At 72.4% G+C, this 25,169-nt stretch carries 19 protein-coding genes and 1 pseudogene; 7 read left to right on the top strand and 13 right to left on the bottom strand.

What is annotated here, in order from left to right; all coding sequences use genetic code 11:
• Positions 1–46: 46 nt before the first annotated feature.
• The 6 genes from M8J73_RS40600 to M8J73_RS40575 form a co-directional block, all read right to left on the bottom strand.
• Positions 47–1,126: a S1 family peptidase gene (locus M8J73_RS40600; RefSeq protein WP_079049627.1), complete on the bottom strand. Its 1,080-nt coding sequence runs from the start codon at positions 1,124–1,126 to the stop codon at positions 47–49.
• A gap of 319 nt (positions 1,127–1,445) precedes the next feature.
• A complete protein-coding gene (locus M8J73_RS40595) occupies positions 1,446–2,288 on the bottom strand; it encodes a slipin family protein (RefSeq protein ID WP_055542220.1) in 843 nt (280 codons plus the stop codon).
• A 241-nt stretch (positions 2,289–2,529) separates the two neighbouring features.
• Positions 2,530–3,432 carry a S1 family peptidase gene (locus tag M8J73_RS40590; protein ID WP_055542219.1) on the bottom strand — a complete coding sequence of 301 codons (903 nt, stop codon included), beginning with the start codon at positions 3,430–3,432 and terminating at the stop codon, positions 2,530–2,532.
• A 267-nt stretch (positions 3,433–3,699) separates the two neighbouring features.
• Entirely contained in the window at positions 3,700–4,869 is a 1,170-nt protein-coding gene (locus M8J73_RS40585; RefSeq protein ID WP_249829757.1) for an LLM class flavin-dependent oxidoreductase, read from the bottom strand.
• Positions 4,870–5,026: 157 nt separating this feature from the next.
• The gene (locus tag M8J73_RS40580; protein WP_055538120.1) at positions 5,027–6,826 is read right to left on the bottom strand and encodes an FAD/NAD(P)-binding protein; all 1,800 of its coding nucleotides are present in this window, start codon (positions 6,824–6,826) and stop codon (positions 5,027–5,029) included.
• Between the two features lie 544 nt (positions 6,827–7,370).
• Entirely contained in the window at positions 7,371–8,594 is a 1,224-nt protein-coding gene (locus M8J73_RS40575; protein WP_079054756.1) for a DUF5685 family protein, read from the bottom strand.
• 313 nt (positions 8,595–8,907) lie between these two features.
• On the opposite strand from M8J73_RS40575, the gene M8J73_RS40570 reads away from it, so the two are divergent.
• Positions 8,908–9,351 (top strand): cell division protein SepF, encoded by a 444-nt coding sequence (locus M8J73_RS40570; protein ID WP_055538119.1) that lies wholly within the window; start codon positions 8,908–8,910, stop codon positions 9,349–9,351.
• Between the two features lie 39 nt (positions 9,352–9,390).
• Here M8J73_RS40570 and M8J73_RS40565 read toward each other — a convergent pair whose 3' ends face one another.
• Together M8J73_RS40565 and M8J73_RS40560 are read right to left on the bottom strand one after the other, a co-directional pair.
• Positions 9,391–10,581 (bottom strand): acyl-CoA dehydrogenase family protein, encoded by a 1,191-nt coding sequence (locus M8J73_RS40565; protein ID WP_055538118.1) that lies wholly within the window; start codon positions 10,579–10,581, stop codon positions 9,391–9,393.
• A gap of 276 nt (positions 10,582–10,857) precedes the next feature.
• Positions 10,858–12,459 carry an MFS transporter gene (locus M8J73_RS40560; protein ID WP_249829756.1) on the bottom strand — a complete coding sequence of 534 codons (1,602 nt, stop codon included), beginning with the start codon at positions 12,457–12,459 and terminating at the stop codon, positions 10,858–10,860.
• Between the two features lie 323 nt (positions 12,460–12,782).
• Between M8J73_RS40560 and M8J73_RS40555 the strand changes: the two genes are divergently transcribed.
• The gene (locus M8J73_RS40555; protein ID WP_249829755.1) at positions 12,783–14,012 is read left to right on the top strand and encodes a putative hexosyltransferase; all 1,230 of its coding nucleotides are present in this window, start codon (positions 12,783–12,785) and stop codon (positions 14,010–14,012) included.
• A gap of 238 nt (positions 14,013–14,250) precedes the next feature.
• On the top strand, positions 14,251–15,276 hold the full coding sequence (locus tag M8J73_RS40550) for a phosphatase PAP2 family protein (RefSeq protein WP_055541017.1): 1,026 nt from the start codon (positions 14,251–14,253) through the stop codon (positions 15,274–15,276).
• A 140-nt stretch (positions 15,277–15,416) separates the two neighbouring features.
• Here the strand turns inward: M8J73_RS40550 and M8J73_RS40545 are convergent, their stop codons facing one another.
• The gene (locus tag M8J73_RS40545) at positions 15,417–15,632 is read right to left on the bottom strand and encodes an I78 family peptidase inhibitor (protein WP_055512626.1); all 216 of its coding nucleotides are present in this window, start codon (positions 15,630–15,632) and stop codon (positions 15,417–15,419) included.
• Positions 15,633–16,010: 378 nt separating this feature from the next.
• Between M8J73_RS40545 and ctaD the strand changes: the two genes are divergently transcribed.
• On the top strand, positions 16,011–17,744 hold the full coding sequence (gene ctaD, locus M8J73_RS40540; protein ID WP_055541018.1) for an aa3-type cytochrome oxidase subunit I: 1,734 nt from the start codon (positions 16,011–16,013) through the stop codon (positions 17,742–17,744).
• Here ctaD and M8J73_RS40535 read toward each other — a convergent pair.
• From M8J73_RS40535 to M8J73_RS40520, 4 genes and pseudogenes are all read right to left on the bottom strand, one after another.
• Entirely contained in the window at positions 17,653–18,663 is a 1,011-nt protein-coding gene (locus tag M8J73_RS40535; protein ID WP_055541019.1) for a helix-turn-helix transcriptional regulator, read from the bottom strand. The two genes, ctaD and M8J73_RS40535, sit on opposite strands and share 92 nt — an antisense overlap.
• 110 nt (positions 18,664–18,773) lie before the next feature.
• Positions 18,774–19,028, bottom strand: a pseudogene (locus M8J73_RS40530) (glycosyltransferase family 4 protein); the annotation flags it as partial.
• A 90-nt stretch (positions 19,029–19,118) separates the two neighbouring features.
• Positions 19,119–20,417 (bottom strand): ABC transporter substrate-binding protein, encoded by a 1,299-nt coding sequence (locus M8J73_RS40525; RefSeq protein ID WP_055541020.1) that lies wholly within the window; start codon positions 20,415–20,417, stop codon positions 19,119–19,121.
• Positions 20,392–20,970, bottom strand: coding sequence for an MTB12 C-terminal domain-containing protein (locus tag M8J73_RS40520; protein WP_055541022.1), 579 nt, complete (start codon positions 20,968–20,970; stop codon positions 20,392–20,394). The genes M8J73_RS40525 and M8J73_RS40520 overlap by 26 nt, the downstream gene beginning before the upstream one ends.
• A 129-nt stretch (positions 20,971–21,099) precedes the next feature.
• Here M8J73_RS40520 and M8J73_RS40515 point away from each other — a divergent pair, with 129 nt between their 5' ends.
• The 3 genes from M8J73_RS40515 to M8J73_RS40505 are packed head-to-tail and all read left to right on the top strand — an operon-like array spanning position 21,100 to position 25,105.
• Positions 21,100–21,597 carry a hypothetical protein gene (locus M8J73_RS40515; protein WP_055541021.1) on the top strand — a complete coding sequence of 166 codons (498 nt, stop codon included), beginning with the start codon at positions 21,100–21,102 and terminating at the stop codon, positions 21,595–21,597.
• A complete protein-coding gene (locus M8J73_RS40510) occupies positions 21,597–24,470 on the top strand; it encodes an ABC transporter permease subunit (RefSeq protein ID WP_249829754.1) in 2,874 nt (957 codons plus the stop codon). The genes M8J73_RS40515 and M8J73_RS40510 overlap by 1 nt, the downstream gene beginning before the upstream one ends.
• Entirely contained in the window at positions 24,467–25,105 is a 639-nt protein-coding gene (locus M8J73_RS40505) for an ABC transporter ATP-binding protein (protein ID WP_055542518.1), read from the top strand. The genes M8J73_RS40510 and M8J73_RS40505 overlap by 4 nt, the downstream gene beginning before the upstream one ends.
• Positions 25,106–25,169 lie beyond the last annotated feature (64 nt).

Genomic DNA, 25,169 nt, shown 5'->3' with positions numbered 1-25,169 from the left:
TGCACCGATCCGGAGGCCGATCCGGAGGCCCGGCGCGCGCTCGGACTCAGCCGATCTGCGTGCCCGTAGCCGACAGCGCCTCGGTGACCGGCTGGAAGAACGTCTCGCCGCCCGAGGTGCAGTCGCCGCTGCCGCCGGAGGTGAGGCCGACCGCCTTGTCACCCGAGAAGAGGGAGCCGCCGCTGTCGCCGGGCTCGGCGCAGACGTCGGTCTGGATGAGGCCGTTGACGATGTCGCCGTTGCCGTAGTTCACGGTGGCGTCGAGGCCGGTGACCGTGCCGCTGTGGACCTGGGTGGTCGAGCCGCTGCGGGTCACCTTCATGCCGACGGTCGCCTCGGCGGCGCCGCTGATGGCCTGGGTCGAGCCGTTGTAGAGGTTGACCTCGCTGGGGTGGTCGACATCCGCCGTGTACTTGACCAGGCCGTAGTCGTCGCCCGGGAAGCTGGAGTCCGCGTTCTGGCCGATGACCTGGCCGCCGGCCGACCATGTGGAGATGCCCTCGGTGCAGTGACCCGCCGTCAGGAAGAACGGCTCGCCGCCCTTGACCACGTTGAAGCCGAGGGAGCAGCGCCCGCTGCCGCCGGTGATGGCGTCGCCACCCGCGACGAAGGTCCTGAACTCCCCCTTCGTGCGCTTGAGTTCGGCCGTGGCGCCGAGGCCGTCCACGACCTCGGTCAGTCTCGCCAGCTCGGCCTTGGAGACGGTGCGGTCGGCGGTGACGACGACCTTGTTGGTGGTGGGGTCGGTGGCCCAGGACGTGCCGGGGATGGTGGCGTCGTCCTTGAGGGTCGTACGGGCGCTCTTGAGCTCGGCGAGGGAGTTCTCGACGATCCGGGCCTTGGCGCCGGCCGCCTCGACGGTCTCGGCGGCGGCCTCGTCGAGCACGTTCACGACGAGGAGCTTGCTCTTCGCGTCGTAGTACGTTCCCGCCGCGTCGGCGCCGAGGTCCTCACCGAGGGTCGAGGCGAGCTTTCCGGCCGCCAGCACGGAGAGCGCTTTCGGCTGGGCGGTCGGCGCGGTCTCGCTCGCGTTCGCAGTCTGGAAGGTCACTCCCGCGGCGACCAGCGCGGCGATGCCCGCACCCGTCACGACGGCACGGCGCCTGGGTATGCGTCGGTGCTTCAACTCACGTCCTCCTGTGGGGGGTCGACCGAAGAGGTTGTGGGGACCCCGTTCGGCCGTAAGGAATACGGACATGGAGGCGGCGGACGATAAAAACGCCGCGTCCATGCCAACTGTGCGGCGCCAACTATTCCTAGGCGCACAGGGGGCACACAAGGTCGACTTCAGGACGAGCACACACCGTGGGCGCACGCCCCCCATGTCATTACCTTCCGGTAACGCCCCATGCGAATTCACAATGCAAACACAGGACGCAACGACCCCCTGCGCAATGGGTGAGGTCTAGTCCTGTCTTGAAGTCGCCCCTCCGAGGTCCGATTCCCTACGGGGCGCCCTGTGCCGGAAGTTGCTCCCGCACCGGCTCCGGCGCCACGGCCGGGACCGGCGGCACGGCGCTCGGCGCCGACTGCTGGGCCTTCTCCAGGAAGCGGAGCAGCTCCACCGGGAACGGCAGGACGAGCGTGGAGTTCTTCTCCGCGGCGACCGCCACCACGGTCTGCAGCAGCCGCAGTTGCAGCGCGGCGGGCTGCTCGGACATCTCCTTGGCGGCCTCGGCGAGCTTCTTCGACGCCTGCAACTCGGCGTCGGCGTTGATGACCCGCGCCCGGCGTTCACGGTCGGCCTCCGCCTGCCGGGCCATCGAACGCTTCATGGTCTCGGGCAGCGAGACGTCCTTGATCTCGACCCGGTCGATGGTGACGCCCCACTCCACGGCGGGGCTGTCGATCATCAACTCCAGCCCTTGGTTGAGCTTCTCGCGGTCGGAGAGCAGATCGTCCAGCTCGCTCTTGCCGATGATGGACCTCAGCGAGGTCTGCGCCATCTGCGAGACCGCGAACCGGTAGTCCTCCACCCGCACGATCGCCTCAGCCGGCGAGGTGACTTTGAAGTAGACGACCGCGTCCACCCGGACGGTGACGTTGTCCCGGGTGATGCCCTCCTGCGCGGGCACCGGCATCGTCACGATCTGCATGTTGACCTTCTGCAGCCGGTCGACGAACGGCACGATCATCGTGAACCCGGGCCCCCGCACCGTCGACCGGAGCCGGCCGAGCCGGAACACCACCCCCCGCTCGTACTGCTTCACGACCCGCGCCGCGCACGCCGCGTACGCCGTGCCGACCGATGCGAGAGCCACCCCCGCCGTCACGAGCTCCTCGACCATCACGGCCCCCCAGGGTCCGAAGTGGGCGTATGAGAGGGAGAACCGGCGCACACGGCGCACGGTGTCTCGACGGTAGTCCCGCCGCCGCGACAGGGCGAGCCCCCGCACGTCGTCACGTGCGGGGGCTCGAACTACTGACCGCGATACGCCGTACGGTCGGACGCGGGTGCCGGGGGAAGAGCACCCGCTCGGGGCCGGCCTGCCCGACCGTCACGGCGGCCGGTCGACTGATCCGGTCGGCCTAGTAGACGCTGACGCCGTAGGCGCCCAGGGCCTCGGTGACCGGCTGGAAGAAGGTCGTGCCACCGGAGGTGCAGTTGCCGCTGCCGCCGGAGGTGAGACCGTACGCGACGCCGTTGCTGCCGTAGAGCGGACCGCCGGAGTCGCCGGGCTCGGCACAGACCGTGGTCTGGATCATGCCGTAGACGATGTCGCCGCCACCGTAGTTCACGGTCGCGTTGAGAGCGGTCACGCGTCCGGTGCGGGTACCGGTGGTGGAGCCGGTACGGATGACGTTGGTGCCCACGCTCGGGGTGGCCGCGCTGGTGATGTCCACACTGCCCGCGGTGCCGTCCTTGGCGATGGACGTGTTGCTGTAGCGCACGATGCCGTAGTCGTTGGTCGGGAAGCTCGACCCGGCGGTCGGGCCGAGGACCGTCGTACGACCGGAGTTGGAGTACCAGGTGCCCGCGCCGTCGGTGCAGTGACCGGCGGTCAGGAAGTAGTAGGTGCTCCCGCTGCGGACGTTGAAGCCGAGCGAGCAGCGCCAGCTACTCGCATAGATGGCGTCGCCGCCCTTGATGAGCTTGTTGAACTTGCCCGGCGTCCGCTTGATCGTCAGAGCGCCGGCCTTGTCGCCCGCCGCTTCCTTGATCTTCAGCAGTTCGGCCCGGGAGACGGTGCTGTCGACGGTGACGACGAGCTTGTCCGTCTTCTCGTCGATCGCCCAGGCGGTACCGGGGATGTCCGCCTTGAGCACCGACGCGCTGGCGCTCTTGAGCTCCGCTGCGCTGAACGTTCGGGCGTCTGCCGCGGTGGCGGTGGGGACTGTCGCGGCGGCCGCGGCCACGAGGCCGGTGGCCACGGCGATCAGCCGGGTCCGTCTCGCGATACCGCTGCGGGGAGTGGTGCGCTTGATCCTCACTGTTCGTTCCCTCCTAAAGGGAAGTCGGGGGCCCGCGTGGGGTTTTGGGCCCGTGAGGCGCGAATCAGGGGCGCGTGTCCGAATGACAAACATGCCGTGCTCCTGACAAGGCGCTGCGGGGAAGTATTCGGTCGTAGCATCGATCCCCGCAAGAGTGCCTTTCGGCCGCTCGAACACCAATCGGCCCTCGCCGACGGAGTTGTGGAGATTCTGTGTGAATCCCGGACGCCCCACACCCCGTGCCGGCACGCCCATGACGCTGCCCGCTCATGACACCCCGTCGGGCAGGGCCGCCACGGCCCTGCGGCCGTGCCCGTCGGCCGGGCGGGCGAGGCCCAGGTGCTCCCTGAGGGTGCTGCCGGGATAGAAGGTGCGGAACAGACCACGGTGCTGGAGCAGGGCCACGGTCCCGTTGACGAGCCGCTCCAGGTCACGGCGTGGTTCGACGGGGGTGAAGTGGAAGCCGTCGACGACACCGGCCCGGTGCCAGGCGGTGGCCAGTTCGGCCAGGTCGACGGGCCCGCCCCGGTACAGCGGGCCCTGTGCGCTCCACCGGGGTCCTCCGCCGCCGTGACCCGGCTCAGCCGCGTGCTCACCGCCCCCGAGATCGACCCGCAGCGCCGCGAGTATCCGCATCTCGTCGGGGTCACGGCCGAACCCGGCCGCGGCACTCCGCACCTCCTCCCGTACGGCGGCGGCCTGCTCGGGGGCGGCGGCCCGCACGAGCACCACGTCCGCGCACCGGGCCGCGGTCCCCCGCGCTTCGCTCCCGGTCGCGTCGACGACCCGTACGGGGCGCCCCTGAGGCGACGGGGGCACGGCCGACGGCCCGGTACCGGGGCCTTCACCACCCACCACCCCGGCGGGCCGGGCGTATCTCTGCTCGACACCCCCCACGGCACCACCCTTGGCACCGCCCTCGGCGCGATCCCCCTGCGTCACGTTCCCCGTCTCGGCACGGCTGTCCTCCGCACCGTTCCACCACCGGCCGGCACCGTCCTCCGCGCTGCTCCACCACCGGGCGGCGGCGTCCGCGACCTCACCGGCCTCCTGCCACAGTGCTTCACCGAGCCGGGCGGGCCCGCGCCCGGGCGGCCGGGCCTCCGCGTCCGTGGCCGACACATCGATCCACCAGCCCGCGCGGCCCCGGCTGACCCAGTCGAGCGTCGCCACGGCGGCCGCCACCCGGAGCGGTTCGGCGTGTGTCGTCGTGAGCGCGGGCACGAGCCCGATCCGCCGGGTCTCCGGTGCCATGCGCGCCATCACCGCAGACGGGTCGGGCCCCGGCCGCCCGACCGTGGTCCCGAGCGTCACGAAGTCCAGGGCCCCCCGTTCCGCGAGCCGCCCCAACTCGACGAACGCGCCGCCCTCCCAGGCCCCCCGAAGATCCACCCCCGCCGCCAGATGCAACACCCCCCGCCCGAACCCCGACCCCATACGACCAGCCCCTTCCACCGCTCACCACCACCGCTCGACAACTCCCGACCGACACCCGCTCCCGCCCCACCGCCTCACCGCCCACTCACCCGGGTCGCCCCGCCGCTCCCCCGGCCCTCACAGGGCCCCTCACCGCAGCCGGCCCCTCCCTCTCCCCTCACGCCACCGCCCGATACGACGACTCCCCGAGGAACGCCAGGACGGCGCGGGCGGTCGCGTCGTTCTGGCGGAAGGCCGGGCCGCCGGTGCGCGGCCGGGTGAAGGCGCCCGGTGCGCGGCTGTCGGTGTACGGCCCGAGCGCGAAGCGCCGAGGGTGAGGGCGCCCCTTCCGGTCCAGCAGCCGTCCGTCCGCCGGGTCCACGGCGAGCAGCCCTTCCGGTGTCTCGGCCACATCCCCGTCGTCGTAGAGCTCGCGCAGCAACGCGTCCCGCGCCCGCGCGACCGTCGGCTCCGGCAGCCGCGCCTCCACCAGCGCCCTCGCCTCGACCGACACGCCGGGCACCGTGGGACTCGACGCGCGGAACACCCCGTCCTCCGCGGCGACGGCCATGTCCGCGCCGACGAAGTGGAGGACGCCCGCCCGCGACAGCGCGAGCAGTTGCCGCAGCCGGGGGCCGGGCGGCCCCGACGCGAGGTAGCTGAAGAACCCGTGCCACCAGGAGCCGATGTCCCCGAGCCGGATCAGCTGTCCGTAGACCGACAGCAGCCCGAGGAAGACGCCGAGGTCAGGGCTGTACGCCGGGTCGTGACGGCGCGCCAGGTCCCCCTCGACATGGGCCCGCAGGCCCTCCTGGAACTCCTCGTACGACCCGTAGCGCGCCCCGGCCAACGGTCTGTCCAGCGCGGCCAGGTCCAGGCGGTCGGCGGGGTCCGGCACCGCGGACGCCACCAGGACGGCCCGCTCCGCCGCGTCCGCGATCGCCGCGTACCTCTCCTCGAAACCGGCCCGGTCCATGGCCGTCCGCTCGGGGTGGGCCGTGTACAGCCGGTGGTAGTGCGCGAACCCCAGCTCCTTCTCGATCAGCGGCCACACGTCGCGGCGGAAGTCGAACCCGCCCTGACGCGCGAGCAGTTCGTCGACCTCGGCCGGTCCGAAGAAGCGGGGCAACGGCGGCCGCTCGCCCTCCAGCCCGTACCCGATCTTCGAGCGGTACGGCACCCCGCGCCGCGACCCGACGTGCAGGACGGGCTCCCGCCCGGACGGGACGTAGGTCAGCTCGCCGTCCGGGTCGCCCTCGTACCGTCCGCCGCGCCCCTCCGTCAGCAGCGCCATGAGGTCGACGAAGGCGAGCCCGAAGCCCCGCACGAGCACCGGTTCACCGGGCGCGAGCCGGGACAGGTCGCTGTCCGCGGTGAAGTCCGGCGGCAGATGGACCAGTCCGTGGGCCCCGGCGTACACACCCAACGCACGCTGCTCGTCGTCGAGTTCGGCGTCCAGATGGCCGAGCGCGAGGATGACGAGGTCCGCGGGGAGCGGCCGGGGACGTCCCTCCAGCCACACCCGCTGCCGGCCGTCACGGGGACCGTCCACCCGTAGGGCGCGACGCGGATGGTGGCGGACGGTGACTGCCGGCGGCAGGTCGGCGACGGCGCGCTCGTACACCCAGTTCAGATAGGCGCCCTGGATCCGCCGGTCCGGGAAGTGCCGGCCGTCGAGTCCGGCCCACTCGTGCAGTGTGGGCCCCTCCCGTACGGGGCCGTCCATCCGTACCGTCTCGTCGGTGAACATCGTGACGTCCTCGGCCTGCGAGTTCATCCACAGCAGCGGCGACTGGTCGGCCCGCCAGATGCGTCCGGCGCCCGGCGGATACGGGTCGACGAGATGGATGTCGAAGCCGGGTCCGTCGTGGGCCCCGCCCAGGTTGGCGGCGATGCGTTCGATGATCCCGGTCCCCCGCGGCCCGGCCCCGACGATCACCAACGACGGTCGCGGCGGGCTCCCCCCGGTCTCGCTCATCGCGACCGCCGGGACCCGGAGAAACGCCCGGGGGCAGCGGAAGCGGCAACAAGGCGGCCGGAAAGGGGAGGAGAAAATGCAAAGGGCATGCGAAAGGCTCCGAGGCACGTCGAGTCGAACACGGTGCCTTCACACGCGGCGCGTACCAGGACGCGCGCGACCGAGCCCCTCAGCAGCGGTCTGTGCCGAGAGTACGGGGGCGGTTCCCCGCGCTGTCAAGGCTGTCCGCACTGTGAGCGCTACGTCTCAAGTCGGTTGACGCGCAACCGGATGCCTGTTCCACTGGGGCTCATGTATGCGCAGCAGTGGCTGGTCAAGCGCTCCCACATCGACTTCGGTCGCGTGTGGTCCTCTTCCTGTTGAGCCGACCCCACCGCGCGCCCCGCCCGTGAGGCGGGGCGCCGCTCGCGTTCTCCCTCAATCCCGCACGCTCGCCTTCACACGCGCACCCCTCACCGCGCACCACGCATCGCGCACCACGCATCGCGCTCACCCGCGACGACGCACGCGCGGCCGGTAGCCGTACCCCCGGCCCGGCCGCGGGTCAGCAGTCGCAGCAGTCACACGCATCGCAGCAGTCGCAGTCCCGGCAGCAGCCCTCCCGCTTCTTCCGGGACCAAGGCCCTTCGTACTCCTTCGCACAGCACAACTGGCAGGTGCAGCACAGCAACCAGAACATCCCGCAACCGGCCCAGAACCCCCGCCGCCTGGGCGGCTGCGGCTGCGGCACTCCGCCGAAGCCGCCGGGCCCGCCACCGCTGCCGCCGTACGCGCCGCCGCCCCCGTACGGGGTTCCGCCGGGCCCGCCATAGGGATTGTTTCCGCCCGCCCCGCCGTACGGGTTCTGGGCGCCGCCCCCGTACGGGTTGCCGTGCTGCGGGGGCCCGCCGTGCTGGTGCGCCGCGCAGACCGGCACCGTGCCGAACGCCCGGTCGACGGAGCGCCGGAGTTCGTGCACGAGCAGCAGATGGGCCAGCTTGCCGTCGACGAAGTCGACCTCGCGCAGGGCGAGCCGGATGCCGTGCAGGGCGTCCTCGGCGAGCCGCCGGGCCTCGGGCAGGGACGTCCCGGTCGCGGTCAGCGGGTTCCACGCGCCCGAGGCGGCGTCGTCGGCCCGGTCCTCGACCGCGTCCAGCAGATGCGCGAGCCGCCCGAAGAGCCGGCCGGCCTCGGCGAGCGGTTCGAGGTTGTCCGGGCGTCCGGCGAGCACCGCGGTGTGCGCGAAGGCCGCCGCGGTCGCCGTCTCGGTCGGCTCGGTCACCGTCAACAGCGGTGTGCCCGGCCCGGCGAGCGCCTCGATGCCGAGCTGCCGGTCCACTGCGTCGACCAGCACCGCCGTGTCGAAGCCGAGGTCCGAGCCGGTGCGCGCGCCCGCGCGCCCCCAGCTCGTCGCGACCCGGCGCGCGGCGGACGCGACCGGCTTGCGCGCCAGCAGTCCGTCACCGTCGGCCACGTGGTCGCGCACCTTGGCCGAGGCGAGGACCAGCGAGACGGCGGCGGCTAGCCGCGCGCCCTCGCCCTGCGCGACGGACGCGGTGCGCATCCCCCGCAGCGGGCAGGGCCCGGCGGTGCGCCGCCAGTCGGTGGTCCGCTCGGCCTGAGCCTCCGTCAGAACCGAGACCAGCAGGCCGTCGTAGTTCGTGACGATGCGGGCGAACTGCCCGTGGTCCCCGCGCAGCGCGAGGCAAAGCCCGCACAGATGTGCCATCCACTGCGTCTTCAGCCCCTCACCGAGCCGATGGCTACAGGGCCTCACGATTCCGAACACGACATCCCCCGTGTCTGTCGCGCGCTCCGAACGGCCACGCGCACGTGCCTGAACTGCGCCGCATCGTAGCCGCCGGAACGTTCACCCGGACGCTCGACACTCACCCAAACGCCGCGAACAATATTATTTCACTCTCAGTCAGCAGACGTGTACGGCGCAGCCCTTGGGGCACATGGACTCTCGACGAATTCGTTCTGCACCAGTACCGTCACGAAACCCCCGTGCGGCGTCTATCCACTTGGCGAGACATCCGCATCATGGACGACGATAGGGATGCGGAAAGAGAAAAAGACCGCTGTGAGAGGAGGCGTCCATGGGATCGGTGCGCAAGGCGAGTGCCTGGCTTGGCCTCGTCGACGACAACGATGACGAGCGTTACTACGACGACGACTACGCCGATGAGCGGGAGTCCGGGTCCGGCGAGGCATGGGTCACCGACCCTCGCGTGAAGGTCGCGTCCGAGTCCGCCCACGAGCAGGGCCGCCGGATCGGCACGGTCACCCCGGACAGCTTCCGCGACGCACGGCACATCGGCGAGCTCTTCCGGGACGGCGTCCCGGTCATCATGAACCTCACGAACATGGAGCCCGCCGACGCCAAGCGTGTCGTCGACTTCGCCGCCGGCCTGATCTTCGGTCTGCGCGGCTCGATCGAGCGGGTCTCCAACCGCGTGTTCCTGCTGACCCCCGCCGACACGGAGATCGTCAGCGGCGAGGCCGTCGGCCGTCCGGCCGACGGCTTCTTCAACCAGAGCTGAGGCAGGGCGGCTCACCGCCCTGCCTTCCGGTGCCCCCGGTCACCGGAAGGCGTCGAGTCCGGTGAGCGCCTTGCCCAGCACGAGCTGGTGCATCTCGACGGTGCCCTCGTAGGTGAGCACGGACTCCAGATTGGTCGCGTGCCGCATCACCGAGTACTCCAGGGAGATCCCGTTCGCACCGAGGATCGTGCGGGCGGTACGGCAGATCTCGATCGCCTCTCGTACGTTGTTCAGCTTGCCGAAGCTGATCTGCTCGGGACGGAGTCGTCCCGCGTCCATCCGCCGCCCCAGATGGTGGGCGAGCAGAATCCCCTTGTACAACTCCACCGCCATGTCGGCGAGTTTGGCCTGGGTGAGCTGGAAGCCCCCGATCGGCCTGCCGAACTGCTCCCGGGTCCTGGCGTAGTCGAGCGCGGCCTCGAAACTCGACCGCGCCGCCCCCATCGAGCCCCACACGATCCCGTACCGGGCGTGCGACAGACAACTGAGCGGCCCCTTGAGCCCCTTGACCTCCGGCAGTACGGCATCGGCGGGCAACCGGACGTCGTCGAGGACGAGCTCGCTGGTGACGGAGGCCCGCAGGGACCACTTGTGCTTGATCTCCGGCGCCGAGAACCCGGCGGTGTCCGTCGGTACGGCGAATCCGCGGATGCCCTCGTCCGTCTGCGCCCACACGACGGCGACCCCGGCGACGGACCCGTTCGTGATCCACATCTTGCGCCCGTTGAGGACCCAGTCGGTGCCGTCGCGCTTGGCGTACGTCCGCATCGAGGCCGGGTCGGACCCGTGGTCGGGCTCGGTCAGCCCGAAGCATCCGATGATCTCGCCGGTCGCCATCCGCGGCAGCCAGTTCTCCTTCTGCTCCTCGCTGCCGAACCGGTGGATGGCGTACATGGCGAGGGAGCCCTGCACGGAGACGAGCGACCGGATCCCGGAGTCCGCGGCCTCCAGCTCCAGGCAGGCGAGCCCGTACTGCACGGCGCTCGCCCCCGCGCACCCGTACCCGTCGAGGGACATGCCCAGCGCCCCGATCGCCCCCAGCTCCCGGGCGAGCTCGCGGATCTCCGGCAGCTCGCCCCGCTCGTACCACTCCGCGACGAACGGCAGCACCCGGTCCGCGGCCCAGCTCCGCACGGTGTCCCGCACCGCGAGATCCTCGGGTTCGAGCAGGTCGTCGATGCCGAGCGGGTCGGCGGGGTCGAAGGAAGGCGACTTCGCGGGCACGGACATGAGGGCAACCTCCGGCTCACTAAAACTAGCAACGCTAGGCAGGTTACCCACACGCCCCGGCCACGCCTAGGGCCCTTCTGATCGACCTCCGTGGGAGGAGGAGCGGCGTTCGGTGCGTGCTCCCGGTGCGCCGGACGGAAGCCCTCGTAGCGGAGCGACCAGGGCTTTTGTCCGGTGCGGCGGGTGGCGGTACCCCCTGCTCGAAGAGCTTGGGGGAACGTGCCGGGCGTCGCGACGCCGCGGAGGTCCACCAGAAGGGCCCTGGTGCCGGACGGCTCAGCGCACCGACTCCGCCCGGACGGGCGTCGCCGTCGCCTCCCTCGGCCCCGGGACGTCCGCCTCGCACTCCATGGCCCGCGGCAGCCGCAGCGCCATGACCGCGCCCAGCGCCAGCAGGCCCGCGCTCACCAGCAACGTCACATGCAGACCGTGCACGAAGGAGTCCCGGGCCGCGTGCCGCAGCGCCTCCCCCGAGGGCCCGCCCAACCGCCCGGCGACCTCGTACGCCTCCCCGAGCGAGTGCCCCGCCGCCGTGGACGCCGACGAGGGCACCCCCGGCACCGACGACAACCCGGGCGCGTACGCCGCGTTCATCACGCTGCCGAGGAGGGCGATGCCGATGCCCGCGCCCAGTTGGTAGGAGGTCTCACCGATCGCCGCGGCCCCGCCGGCGGACGACGCGGGCGCCTCGCTCAGCATCGACTCGTACGCCGCGAACAGGGTCGTCTCCAGGCCGAAGCCCAGCAGGACGAACCCGGTGAGCAGCAGCGCCGCGTTGTCCTGGCGGCCCATCGCCGTGAGCAGCACCACCGCGAACGCGGTGAGGCAGAAGCCCAGTGACACCATGCGGCGCGGGCCGAAGCGGTGCAGCAGATGGGAGCCGACGAGCCCGGCCGCCATCGCCGCGATGGTCAGCGGCAGCAGCCGCAGCCCGGTCTCCAGCGGGGAGAGCCCGAGGACCAGTTGCAGATACTGCGCGGCGATCAGTTCGAGGCCCACCAGCGCCAGCATGGCGAGGACGATGCAGCCGACGGACGTGCTGAACGCGGGCCGCGCGAACATCCGCAGGTCGACCAGCGGATGCCTCCGGCGCCGCTGCCGGCGCACGAACGCGGCCAGCAGGACGCCGCCCCCGAGCAGCGCCACCGCCGTGCCCGGGTCGAACGGCGGGTGCCCGCCGCCGAGCCGCTTCACACCGAGGACGACACCGAAGAGTCCGACGGCCGCCATCAGCGCGCCCACGACGTCCCACGGTCCGTCGCGGTCACCGGTGGACTCCGGCAGCAGCAGGCGGCCGACGGGCAGACTGACGAGCATCAGGGGGATGTTGACGAGGAAGACGGAGCCCCACCAGAAGTGCTCCAGCAGGAACCCGCCGAGCAGGGGTCCGACGGCCGCGCCGACCGCGGCGACGGCGCTCCAGACGCCGATGGCGAGGGCCCGCTCGCGCCGGTCGGGGAACACCTGCCGCAGGATCGACAGCGTCGCCGGCATGATCATCGCGCCGCCGACGCCGAGCAGTGCCCGGGCCGCGATCAGGACCTGCGGGTTCTCGGCGAAGGCGGCGAGTGCGGAGGCGACACCGAAGAGGGCGTAGCCGAGGAGCAGGACGCGTCTGCGGCCGACGCGGTCGCCGAGGGTGCCGAAGAGGATCAGCAGCGAGGCGCAGACGAGCGGGTAGACGTCGACGATCCAGAGGAGCTCTATGGCGCCGGGCTTGAGGTCCTCGGTGACGGCGGGCACCGCCACGTGCAGCACGGTGGCGTCCACGGCGACGAGCAGCAGGCTGACGCAGAGGACGACGAGGACGACCCATCGGTTTGCACCGGCCCCGGCCTCCCTACGGCATCGCGAGGCGGCCGTGGGCGTCCCGGACATGTACGTACCTCCCAGATGCTCTCGCGTTCGGCGGGACCGCGGGGCGGGGACTCCCCGGCGGCTGCGGCCCGGGAGAGCGGCGGCCCGGACCCGCGCAACGAAAGGCGAGTGAGCCGTCAGGGTACGCGAGTTCCGGCCGGTGAAGCGTGGTGGGTGTCTCATGGAAGGCTTCCGCGGTGTGTGGCGTGCGACACCCCGCCGACCGTCCACGCGTTCTCCGCGGCTCCTCCATCGCTCGTACGTGGGCCGTCCGTCACGGTCCCTCACCGACCATCACGTGCGGACCACCCGGCCGGTTCCGGGCACCGCCGATAATCGAGCGCGTGACCGATCTTGCTACGCGCCCGGCGCCGCCCCTCCTCCGGCGGGCCGCCCCCGCACTCCTCGGGTACGCCGCGGTGCGCGCCCTGGGGGTCGTCGTGCTCACCCTGTGGAGCGCGGCGCGCGACAAGAGCGCCCTGACGCTGCTGTCGGCCCGCTGGGACGCGCTCTGGTACACGAGGGTGGCCGAGCTCGGTTACGGCTACGAGGTGCGCCTGCCCAACGGCGACGTCCACTCGAACCTCGCCTTCTTCCCGCTGCTGCCGTGGCTGGAGCGTGGGGTGTCGGCGGTGACGCCGCTGTCGTACGCGCACGCCGGGCTGGCCGTCGGCACACTGGCCTCGCTCGGGGCGGCCTGGGGGATCTTCGCCGTCGTCGACCTGGTGTACGGCCGGCGGGCCGGGGTGTGCGCGGTGCTGTTGTGGGCGGTGCTGCCGGTGGGGATCGTGCAGTCGATGGCGTACACGGAGGCCCTGTTCACCGCGCTGGCCGCCTGGTCCCTGTATGCCGTCCTGACCGGCCGCTGGGTGACGGCGGGCGCCCTGGCCGCCCTCGCGGGCCTCACCCGCCCGGTGGGCCTGGCGGTGGTCGCGGCGGTATGGACGGCGGCGATCACGTCATATGTACGGCAGCGACCCCACGCCCCGACCACGGCGCCCTCCCCGGCCGGCGCCCCCGACCCCGCTCCCTCGTTCGTACGGAACCGGAGTCCGGAAGCGTCGGGGGGCACTCCTTGGTGGCCGCGCGCCCTCGGCATGCTCCTCGCTCCCCTGGGGGCCGCCGGTTACGTGCTGTGGGTCGGCGAGCGCACCGGCAAGGGGCCGCTCGGCTATCTCGACGTCCAGGCGGGCTGGCGCAATGGCTTCGACGGGGGCTACGCCTTCGCCCGGTTCGTCGCCGACAAGTTCACGTCGTTCCCCTCGGCCCTGGCGGGCGTCGGCCTGATAGCCGGAGTGGCGGCGGTGGTGTGGCTGTACGTGATCTGCGTCCGGCAGGGCCAGCCGCTCCCGCTGCTGGTCTACGCGGGGGTGGTGACCGCGCTGGCCCTGTGCGCGTCGAGTTACTTCGGCTCGAAACCGCGGTTGCTGATGCCCGCCTTCCCGCTCCTCCTCCCCCTCGCCCTGGCCCTGGCCCGGGCGAGGACCCCGAGGTCGGCGGCGGTGCTCGGCGGCGTCGCGGCCGTGTCGGCGGTCTACGGGGCGTTCTGGCTGAACGGCTCCGGTCCGCCCTGAGCGTCACCCGGCCGCGGGAAGCGGTTGCGTAATTCGGCGCAAGCGGACGGTGAACGAATTCAAAAGGACCGCAAAACGACGGCCCCTCATTCGGCCATGGAATTGAAGGCCGAGCAGCCCATCCATTCACCATTCAGCAGAAATAAACATCAATCTGAGAGCAATCCCACATCACGGCGTCATCACAAAGCCGGTGATTCACGCCGCACCGGAGCTCACTCGCTGTAACGTCGATTGAGTGCGTACCGAACTAAAGCCGACCCGTCTGGACCGGGTCTTCTCCAGGCTGGACCGCGAGCCTGAACGACCGGCCCACATCGACGTGCCGGTGATGACGCGGCACCGCGTGGTGCTGTTCTCGTCGACCCTCGCCTTCTACGGGGCCATCGTGTGGGCCGTGATCATCACCTCGTGGCTCGTGCGGCTCGACTGGCAGATCATGTTCTTCCGGCCGTACCAGCAGTGGCCGGAGATCCACGCCTTCCTCGACTACTACGTGGTCCTCGGCCAGCGCGGCCCCACCGCCGTGATGGTCGCGGCCTGGCTGGGCTGGCGCTCCTGGCGGCAGCACACCCTGCGCCCGCTGCTCGCGCTCGGCGTCTCGCTGCTGCTGCTGAACATCACGGTCGGCGCCGCCAAGCTCGGCATGGGCAGACTCGGCCCGCACTACGCGACCGAGATCGGCTCCAACGAGATGTGGCTGGGCGGCGACATATTTCCTTCGGGCCACACCGCGAACGCCGTGGTGACCTGGGGCATCCTGGCGTATCTGGCGTCGACCCCACGGGCCAGGCGCTGGCTGTCCGCGCTGTCGGCCGTGACCTCGCTCGGCGTCGGCCTCACCACCGTGTACCTGGGCACGCACTGGCTCAGCGACGTCCTGCTGGGCTGGGCCGCGGGTCTGCTGATCCTGCTGGCGCTGCCCTGGTTCGAGCCGCTGATCTCCCGCGCCGAGGCCTGGATCTTCTCGCTGCGGGACACCTGGCGCGACCGCCGTACGACGGCCCCCGCGCCGGCCCCGACCCCCGCGCCGGTGGGGACGAGCACGCTGCGCACACCCGGCGAGGAGGCGGCGGGCGTCCGCGACACGGGGATCGCGGCCCGCGCCGCCCACGCCCCGATCGGGCCGCTGCACCTGCCCTCCACCCCGCATCTGGCCAGGTCGGAACGGACGCCGATCACCCCGCTCGGCCACCGTCGGCCGCCCCACGCGGACCGTATGACGCGAGGGACCTCCACGGCCCGACCGGTCGCGGGCGGCTGACACGAGACAGCGGGGCAGGTACGCACACTCCACGCCCCGCACCGCGAAGGCCCGGCTCACCACGAGCCGGGCCTTCGCCCGTTCTGCCTTCTGGCTTCTGCCTTCTGCCTTCTGCCTTCTGCCTTCTGCCAGGCCGGGGATCAGCCCTTCCAGGCGCGCTTCACCCGGCCGTCCTCGACCTCCAGGTTGAGCCGGCCGAAGCGGTACTCCATGGTGATGATCGCGCCCGGCGGCAGCTTTCTGACGGTGGACCAGCCGTGTTCCAGGGCGCGTCGCTCGGCGCTCGGCGCCTCCAGACCGACGTAGGAGTCTGGGTTGTCCCGGGGCTCTTCGGGCGAGTGCGGAATCGGTGCCATGCCCGCCACGTTAGGCGGCCGAAGGGGGCGCTGTCCCCCCGCAGTCACGCTTCTGTCACAGAACGACGACACGCGTTTCGGCCCAACTTCGTCACACGTACGAGCGGTTCCGCGGGCCTTGCCCGCGCTGGCGAACACAATTCCGGAGCGCTTCGGCACCATCTCGAATAGCCCGTAGGAAAGCAGGTCCGGGGCCGTGTGCGCGGTGCATGTCCGGCCTTTTCCCACCGATTCCCGGACGGCTCCGGGAAGCGGGGACCTCATGGGAAATACACGGTTCCCGCACACTTCCCCCGTACGCCCCCTGTCGGAGCGGCCGGGGCGCGAGCATCATGGCGTGCATCACGGGCCCGGGACGCGGCAGCGAAGGGGCGAGCGATGGGGACCGAGACCGTATCGGCGTCGGCACGACCCGTACGGAGGGGCAAGCGGCCCGGCCGGCTGGTGGTCGACTGGCTGACCACCACGGACCACAAGAAGATCGGCCACCTCTATCTGGTCACATCGTTCCTGTTCTTCCTGGCGGCCGGCCTGATGGCCCTGGTGATGCGAGCCGAACTGGCTCGGCCGGGCCTGCAGATCGTGGACAACCAGCAGTTCAACCAGTTGTTCACGCTGCACGGCACGATCATGCTGCTGCTCTTCGCGACGCCGACCTTCGCCGGGTTCGCCAACGAGATCATGCCGCTGCAGATCGGCGCGCCCGATGTCGCCTTCCCCCGGCTGAACATGCTGTCGTACTGGCTGTTCCTCTTCGGCGGGCTGATCGTCATGGCGTCGCTGCTGGTGCCGTCCGGTCCCGCCGCCTTCGGCTGGTTCGCCTACGCGCCACTGAACAGCCTGGAGCGGTCACCGGGCATCGGCGCCGACATGTGGATCATGGGGCTGGCGCTGTCCGGGTTCGGCACGATCCTCGGCGCGGTGAACTTCCTGACCACGATCATCGGGATGCGCGCCCCCGGGATGACGATGTTCCGGATGCCGATCTTCACCTGGAACACGCTGTTCACGTCGATCCTGATCCTGATGGCGTTCCCGGTGCTGGCGGCGGCGCTGCTCTGCCTGGAGGCCGACCGGCGGTTCGGCGCGCAGGTCTTCGACTCGGCCAACGGCGGCGCGCTGCTGTGGCAGCACCTGTTCTGGTTCTTCGGGCATCCCGAGGTCTACATCATCGCGCTGCCGTTCTTCGGGATCATCACGGAGATCATCCCGGTCTTCAGCCGGAAGCCGATCTTCGGCTATCTCACCCTGGTCGGCGCGACGATGGCGATCACCGGGCTGTCGGTGGTGGTGTGGGCGCACCACATGTTCGCCACCGGGGCGGTGCTGCTGCCGTTCTTCTCGTTCATGAGCTTCCTGATCGCCGTGCCGACGGGGGTGAAGTTCTTCAACTGGACGGGGACGATGCTGAAGGGCTCGCTGTCGTTCGAGACGCCGATGCTGTGGGCGACCGGGTTCCTTGTGTCGTTCCTGTTCGGCGGTCTGACGGGGGTGATCCTGGCCTCGCCGCCCCTGGACTTCCACGTCACGGACTCGTACTTCGTGGTGGCGCACTTCCACTACGTGGTGTTCGGCACGGTCGTCTTCGCGACGTTCGCGGGGCTGTTCTTCTGGTGGCCGAAGTTCACCGGGAAGATGCTGGACGAGCGGCTCGGCAAGATCCAGTTCTGGACGCTGTTCGTCGGGTTCCACACCACGTTCCTGGTACAGCACTGGCTGGGCGCGGAGGGCATGCCGCGGCGGTACGCGGACTATCTGGCCGCCGACGGCTTCACCGCTCTCAACACGGTCTCGACGATCGGCGCGTTCCTGCTGGGCCTGTCGACGCTGCCGTTCCTCTACAACGTCTGGAAGACCTCCCGGTACGGCGTACCGGTGCGGGTCGACGACCCGTGGGGCTTCGGGCGGTCCCTGGAGTGGGCGACGTCGTGTCCGCCGCCGCGGCACAACTTCGTGACGCTGCCCCGGGTCCGCTCCGAGTCCCCGGCGTTCGACCTGCACCATCCGAGGTTCGCCGCGATCACGCCGCCCCAGACTCGGAAGGGCCAGGAGCGGACGCCGCATCCGCGCTTCGGTCAAGAGCGGCCGTCAGACGGTCGCGAAGGGTCCTGATCGTCTCGGTCAGCGCCTGCGGTTCGACGACCTCGAACGCGATGCCGGTCATCATCACGTGGATGGCCATCACGTCGAGGTTCGCCGCCCCGGTGCGCAGCAGACAGCTGTCGTCGTCGAAGGGCTCCAGGGTGCCCGCTGCGGGCGAGAGCCGAGCGGCGGCCTCCTCGGCGGGGACGAGCAGTCGGACGACGGCGTGGGCGGCGTACGCGCGCGTGGAGATCCCCTCGGAGACGTACGCGGCGAGGTCGGCGGCCGGGGCCTCGCGGGGGGTGAAGCGCGGCCCGTGCGGCGGCCTGGGCGTGACGCGGTCGACGCGGAAGGTGCGCCAGTCGCCGCGGTCGAGGTCCCAGGCGACGAGGTACCAGCGCCGCTCGGTGCACACCAGGCGGTGCGGCTCGACCGTACGGCGGGTGGTGGCGCCGCCGTGGTCGCGGTACTCGAAGCGCAGGCGTTCGGCGTCCCGGCAGGCGTTGGCGAGGTCGGTGAGGACCGCCGGGTCGACGGCGGAGGGCTGGGGGCCGCGCAGCAGCGGCACGGTGAAGGCGTTGAGGGCGCCGACGCGGCGGCGCAGCCGGTTCGGCAGCACCTGTTCGAGCTTGGCGAGGGCCCGTACGGAGGACTCGCCGATGCCCTCGACGCCCTGGCCCGCGGCCGTGCGCAGCCCGACGGCGACGGCGACCGCCTCGTCGTCGTCCAGCAGCAGCGGCGGCAGCTGGGCGCCGGCGCCGAGTTGGTAGCCGCCGCCGGTGCCGGGGCTGGCGTTGACGGGGTAGCCGAGTTCACGCAGCCGGTCCACGTCCCGGCGGACCGTGCGGGCGGTGACGCCGAGGCGGTCGGCCAGCTCGGAGCCGGACCATTCGCGGTGGGCCTGCAAGAGCGAGAGCAGCCGCAGCAGACGTGCCGATGTCTCCAACATGGGGGCGAGTCTGCCAGCGGTCGAGGACAGTTACTGTCCTCGACCGTCGCCGGCTCTGTGCGGCTCGGCCCACGGCGGCGACCGTGACCGACAGATCGTTGTCGACCGTGTAGTGCCGCCAGCCGGACGCCGGGCAGCCGCATCTTGGTGCCGTACGCGCGGGCGTCGGCCTCGGTGGCCGTGGTGAACCCGTCCAGCCGGGGGTAGGCGCCGCGCAGGGCCGGGGAGTGGCTGTCCAGGGTGAGGTGTTCCTGGCCGACGCGCACCGGGCCGCGGCGGGTCTGCCGCTCGCGGATGTCGACGAGGGCGCGGAGCCGGACTCTCGGGTCGTGCCGGAAGACCGGCTCGTCGCGGTGGCGGAAGAGCGGGGGATGGTTGGGCTTCCACATCAACTTGTCAGAGAACGGTTGCGCGATCGGTAGCCGGTTTCGGGAAGCCGTCGGGGCCGTTTCGCATCAGGGCCGGTAGGGCAACTGCGGTACCACGAAGCAGTTCTGGTCCATGTCCCCCTGGCTCACCCAGCCGCGGTCGTCCTGCCAGCGACCGACCGACAGACAGGTCCTGCGGGTGGCCGGCGGCTCGGCGAGCCGCTCGAAGCGGACGGGCAGGAGGAGTCCGTCGGCGGTGTACGGCTCGTCGCGGTTCATGAACCGGTCGACGCACGCGCGCGTGACGCCCTCCTCGGTGCCGGCGCAGGAGCGCGCCGCGTCCGTGAACCACATGGCGGCGGCCCAGCCCTCCAGCTGCCACTGGGAGTGCGTTTCCAGTCCCTCGGTGGCGTCCCTGAACTCCCGTACGGCCGCCTGGCCGGTGTCCTCGTAGTTGCGGCTGGAGCCGGTGGCCCACAGGGCGTTGCGGCAGCGCGGGGCGTCCGCGTAGTCCTCGGCGACCGTGGAGGTCCAGTTCTGCACATGGGTGACCTTGGCCGTCACCTCGGCGCCGACCTCGTCCATCGCCGCGCAGAGCCGGGCGTTGCCGTGGCCGTCGATGGCGTCGAAGACCAGGTCGGCGCCCCGCTCCTCGATGTCGGCGGCGGCCGCGCGGAAGTTGGGCAGCGCGAAGTCGAGCTGCTCGGTGACGACCTCGTACCCCTCGGCCTTCAGTCCGTCGACGATCAGCCGGGCGTACGCGGCCGACGCGGCCTGGTTGTACGACACCACGGCGGCGGTGCGGGCGCCGTGCTCGCGCTTGAAGTAGCGGTAGACCTCGGTGCCGCCGTACTGCTTCCCGTCCCAGCCGGTGGTGCCGTCGCGGGGCGCGAGGCTTCCGTAGATGCCGTAGAGGTGCGGGTAGGTGTCGTAGGCCGGGCCGATGGGCTGGCCGCCGATGTCGGGCACGCGCGCGTGGGAGACGCGGGGGGCGCCCGCGTAGTCGAGGGCGGTGGTCGCCACCAGGGCGACCACCCGGTCCTCCTCGACGAGCTTGTGGACGCACTCGTTGTTGCCGACGCCGCTGCCGCCGTCGTCGCACTCGCGCACCTCGACCTCGCGGCCGTCGATGCCGCCGCGCGCGTTCAGGGCGGTGAACCAGGCCTTCGCCCCGTCGCGCGGCCCGGTGAAGGCGTCACCGCCGACGGGGCTGGTGGCGCTGGCGATGATGCCGACGCGGATCGGGGCGCCGGCCCGCCCGGTGGCCGGCGGCGCGGTGGACCGGTCCTCGAAGTCGCTCTCCGGGAGGCGGCTGCCGCAGGCTGCGGTCAGCAGCAGGAGCAGGGCCGCGGCGACGGTCTCAGCAGCCCGGGACCGCCGACGCACCGCTCAGCCCCACCAGCCCGCAGAGTGTCTTGACGGAGACCTTCCAGGTGCCGTCCTGCTCGACGGCCGTGCCTGACGAGTCCGGCAGGACCGTGGCGCCCTTCATCAGGAGCGAGTACGTCACGTCCGCGTCCGTCGCCGACGTGAACTCGACCTTCGTGACCTTCGCCTCGACCCGCTGTCCGCGTTCGTCGCCGCTGAAGGCGTCGAGGACCGGGCCCAACCGCTCGCCGTTCTCCAGGACGGCCTGCCGGTCCTCCTTGGAGCTGGTCGGGTCGAAGAACGTCGCCCAGTTCTGGCGGATCTCCTTCTCGGCCGCCGCCGCGTCCGCGGGTCCGCTCGCACTCGCCCCGTCCGGCTCGCCCGTCGTCCGCTCCACCGTGGGGGTGGGCGGTGTCGCGTCGCCGCCCCCGCCGCTGTCGTCGCTGCACGCCGCGAGGGCCGGAGCGAGGAAGAGGGCCAGCGCGGCGGCCAGCGCCGTGGCCTTCCCGCTTCCCCCAGGGCCGCGGCCCCGCCGTGCGTTCCCCCGCCTGAGGTCGCTCCCGAGAACCATCTGGCTCACCACCGGGTGTCGGTCCGGGCGGTAGGCGCCCGGTTCTTTCAGGGTCAGCTCGCACAAGGCATAGTGCAACTCCATCGGCATATCTGAGAACCCGTCAGACACGACGTGTGGGAGCCCCGGATGCGGACACCCCTTCCACGGACCGCGCACCCCGTCCTCTGGGCCGGCTGGGCCGCGCTCGCCGGCGGCGCGGTGCTCTGTGTCGTGGGCTGGTACGGCGTCTCCGGCGAGCGCTTCGCCGAACGCCAGCTGCCGTACCTCGCCTCCTGCACCGTCCCCGGCGCCGCCCTGATCGTCGCGGGCGCGGTCCTCCTCGCCCATGGCCGGGACGCCCTGGCCGCGACCCGGGTCGAGGAGCTGTACGGCCTTCTGGTCGCCACCGAGCCCGCCGACGCCGACGCGTCCGGGCGGGCGGCGGCCACGCCCCTCGCCACCAGCGACGAACTGCTCCGCGTACCCGGCGGCACCCTCTGGCACCGGGCGGACTGCCCGCTGGCCGCCGGGAAGGCCGACGCGGTGCCCGTGGACGCGGGGGCGCTGCCCGGGAGCGGACTGCGCCCGTGCCCCGTCTGCGACCCGCCCGGACGCGACGACCCGGCCGGCCCACCGGAGGGCTGATGGCGTCCCTGACGTACGACCTCACCCTGGCCGGTCTGTCCGTCGGCGGCGCGGCCGCCCTGACCGGGATCGGCCTCGTCGTGACCTACCGGGCCACCGGGGTGCTCAACTTCGCGCACGGGGCGATCGCCATGGTCTGCGCGTATCTGCTCCGCCAGTTCACCGTCGAGTGGCACTGGCCCCTGTGGCCGTCCGCCGTGGTGACCCTGCTGGTGGTGGCCCCGGCGATCGGCCTCGCCCTGGAGCGTTGCGTGTTCCGCCCGCTCGCCGTGCTCGGCGGTGACCCGGCGCAGACCCTGGTGGCCTCGATCGGCGTGTTCGTGCTGCTCGTCGGCGGGGCCGCGCTGCTGTGGGGCCAGGGGGCGCGGGACGACGCGCCGACACTGGTGGCGGCCGACCCGTGGGGGCAACTGGGGGTGGCCCTGGCCGTCGCGGCGGTGGTGGGCGCGGTACTACGGCCTTCCGGCGGGCGCTGGGCGCCCCGGCGCTGGACGCGTTTCGGGCGGGAGCTGAGAGCGGTCGTGGACGACCGGTCCCTCGCAGTCCTCGGCGGGATCGACGCGGACCGGGTCGCCGCCGCGGGCTGGGCGTTCGGCTCGTTCACGGCCGGCCTGACGGGCGTCCTGCTCGCCCCCTACGTCCGCCTCGACCCGTACGGCATGCCGCTGCTGGTGATGGAGGTGGTGGCCGTCGCGGTCGCCGCCCGGATGCGCAGCCTGCTGGTGGCCGTCCTGGTGGCGCTGGGCATCGGCGTCGCGCAGAGCCAGCTGACCCGGTTCCATCCGTCGGGGCGGGCGGAGCCCCTGGTCCAGGCCGTGGGCGCCAACCTCTTCGTCGTGGCGCTCCTCGTCGCCGCCCTGGTCCTGCCCGGCGTCGGCACCCGCGACGCGCTGCCGCGCCCGGCGACCGCCCGCGCCCGGACACCCGCCGGGGCCTGGATCGTGGCGGTGCTCCTCTTCCTGATCCCCCTCGGCTTCGCGGGCCGCGACCTGCACACGTCCGTCCAGGTCCCGGCGCTGGGCGTGATCCTGCTGTCCCTGGTCGTGGTGACGGGCCGGGGCGGCCAGATCTCCTTGGGGCAGGCGGCGTACGCGGGCCTGGGCGCCCTGTTCACGGCGCTGGTGGCGGCGGGCCGCTTCCCGCTGCTGCCCTCCCTGCCGGAGCTTGCCGCCCTCGTGGTGGCGGTCCTGCTGGTCGCGCCGCTGGGCCTGCTGACCGGCTGGCCCGCCATCGGCCGCCAGGGCCTGGCCCTGGCGCTGGCGACCTTCGCGGTCGGCGTCGGGGTGAGCCGTTTCGTCTTCGCCCAGCCGTACGCGACGTCCGGCCTGACCCTGGACCGCCCGGCGGGCCTCGACGGCGACCGCGCGTACTACGTCCTGGAGCTGGGCCTCCTCGGGTGCGCGCTCCTCGCCACGCACGCGTTGCGCCGGGGCCGCACCGGCCGGGCCCTCGCCGCGATGCGGGACGACGAGGCCGGGGCCGCGGCCGCGGGCGTCCCCGTCCCCTCCCTCAAAGTGGCCGCCTTCGTCGCGGGCGCCGCCCTCGCCGCCCTCGGCGGCGGCATGCTCGCGATGGGCGTCCGTGCCTTCGACCCCACCGCCTTCGACCCCGTGCGCGGTCTCCTGTGGTTCGCCGCGATCGTCGTCCTCGGCGCCGACAGCACGCTCGGCGCGCTCGCGGCCGCCGCCCTGCTCGTCGGCCTGGACGCGGGCACGCGGGGCGGCGTCGCCGCCGCGGTGATCGGCGTCCTGGCCGCCCTGATCGGCCGCTTCCCCAGCGGCCCCTACGAGGCGGCCCGCACGGCCCTCACCCGCCTGCGCCCGGAGCGGAACCCCACACCGACACCGCTGGGGGCCCGGGTACGGGCCAGACTGCGGGCCAGGGCGGGGACCGCTCGTCGTCCGACGTCCGCCGCACCGGCGAGCGGGGCGACGGCGGCGGGCCCGGAAGCGGTACCGAGGGGCTTCGCAGGGCCGGACGACCGGGCTGGGCCGGTGGGCGGGCGGAGGGCCGAGGAGAGCAGGCGGGGACACGAGGAGAGCAGTCCCGGAGACGAGGAGAGCAGGCGGGATCACGAGGAGAGCGGGCGAGGAGACGACGACAGCGGGCGGGGACGCCGGGAGGAACCCTCCGTCCCCCGCCAAGAACCCCCCACCCCCCTCCAGGCCCGCGCCCTCCGCGTCAGTTACGGCGGCTTCATCGCGTTGGACGGTGTCGATCTCGATGTCCTCGCGGGGCGGGTCAGTGCCGTCGTGGGGCCCAACGGGGCCGGGAAGAGCACGCTCTTCCACTGTCTCGCCGGGACGCTGCGGCCGAGCCGGGGAGAGGTGCGGCTCGGCGGGCGGGACGTCACACGCGTGCCCGCGCACGCCCGGACCCGGCTCGGTGTCGCACGGACGTTCCAGCAGCTGGCCGTCTTCCCGTCGTTGACGGTGGCCGAGAACGTGAGGGTGGGCGCCGAACAGGGCCGGATCGCCGACCCCGGGGCCGTGGAGCGGGCGTTGCGGCTGCTCGGGCTGGACGGGCCGGTGCGGTCGCTCCCGGCCGCCGCACTGCCGACCGGCACCCTGCGCCGGGTCGAACTGGCGCGGGCCCTCGCCGGGTCCCCCCGCGTGCTGCTGCTCGACGAACCGGCAGCCGGGCTCGACACCGACGAGGTCGCCGCCCTCGCCCGGGTCCTGCGCGCCCTCGCCGACGACGGCACGGCCCTGTTGGTCGTCGAGCACGACCTCGACCTCGTCGCCGGGCTCGCGGACGTCGTGCACGTCATGGCGGCGGGCCGGATCGTGACCTCGGGCCCGACCTCCCAGGTGCTGCGCGCCCTCGGCTCCACCGACCCGCGCGACCCTCTCGACCCGGCGGCCGGACGATGACCCTCATCGCGCTCCGGGGCGCCCGCGTCCGCTACGGCCCCCTGGAGGCCCTGCACGGCCTCACCGTCGCCGCGCCGGGCCCCGGTCTGACCGTCCTGCTGGGCCGCAACGGCTCCGGTCGGACGACCGCGCTCGGGGCCCTCGCGGGCACGGTCCCGCTCTCCGCCGGGGCCGTGGAGTGGGACGGCACCGACATCACCCGGCTGCCGGCGTACGAGCGGGCCAGGCGGGGCCTCGTCCTCGTACCCGAGCGGCGGGCGGTCTTCGGCTCGCTCACCGTGCGCGAGAACCTCGAACTCGCCGCGCGGGACGTCTCCCCCGCCCTGGAGGCGTACCCGGCGCTCGAACCGCTGCTCCCCCGCCGCGCCGGAACCCTCTCCGGCGGCGAGCAACGCATGCTCGCGCTCTCCCGTGCCCTCCTGGCACGCGCGCGTGTCGTCCTCGTCGACGAGCCGGCCCAGGGCTTGTCACCGGCGGTCGCGGCCCGCACCTACGCCCTGCTGAGCGGTCTGGACGCCTGTGTGGTCGTCGCCGAGCAGCGCCTGCCGTCGGCACTCCGGGAGGCTTCCGCGCTGGTCTACGAGCTGCGGCGCGGCACGGTGGCGTTCTGCGGCGAGGCCGCCGAACTGCCCTGAGCGCGGGAGAAGGGCGCGGGTCCCGTCCGGGCGGCGCGCCGGACGGGACCCGCGGGCACGGTGC

This window comes from Streptomyces neyagawaensis, assembly GCF_023516595.1.
Lineage (GTDB): Bacteria > Actinomycetota > Actinomycetes > Streptomycetales > Streptomycetaceae > Streptomyces > Streptomyces neyagawaensis.
Note: the sequence above shows the minus strand (reverse complement) of the source record. Positions and strands in the feature narration are given on the sequence as shown.